Origin of the sequence: Oceanobacter antarcticus (assembly GCF_044962685.1) — a bacterium.
GTDB classification, from domain to species: Bacteria; Pseudomonadota; Gammaproteobacteria; order Pseudomonadales; family Oceanobacteraceae; genus Oceanobacter; species Oceanobacter antarcticus.
This window is the reverse complement of the sequence record NZ_JBBKTX010000103.1, coordinates 1-259: the sequence shown is the minus strand read 5'-3', so window position 1 is coordinate 259 and position 259 is coordinate 1. Positions and strand designations below refer to the sequence as shown.

Annotated in this window: 1 protein-coding gene; it reads right to left on the bottom strand. The window is 50.6% G+C overall.

Annotated features, from left to right (window positions below; translation table 11 throughout):
• Window positions 1-19 precede the first annotated feature (19 nt).
• The coding region (tnpA, locus tag WG929_RS21105; RefSeq protein WP_416207637.1) for an IS66 family insertion sequence element accessory protein TnpA at window positions 20-259 on the bottom strand (240 nt) is incomplete at its 5' end.

Sequence of the window (259 nt, the reverse complement as noted above, 5' to 3'; positions counted from 1 at the left end):
CTGAACCGCTGCACTGGGCCTAAGCATATAAAAGCCCTCGATCTTTTAATGCCAGCAACAGATCCGGCAAGGCTTCAGTTGGCAGCTCAATGATGGCTTGTGCACCCAACCTTAACCGCGCAGGAGAGGATGAGGTCACGGTGATTGGAATCAAAGCCTTTGGCTTGTCCACCACCGACTCAGCACCGGGCGATAAACGTTTACGCCAATATTGAAGGTTATGCATAGCAAGGTTGTGTTGTTTGCAAAAGGCGACTTG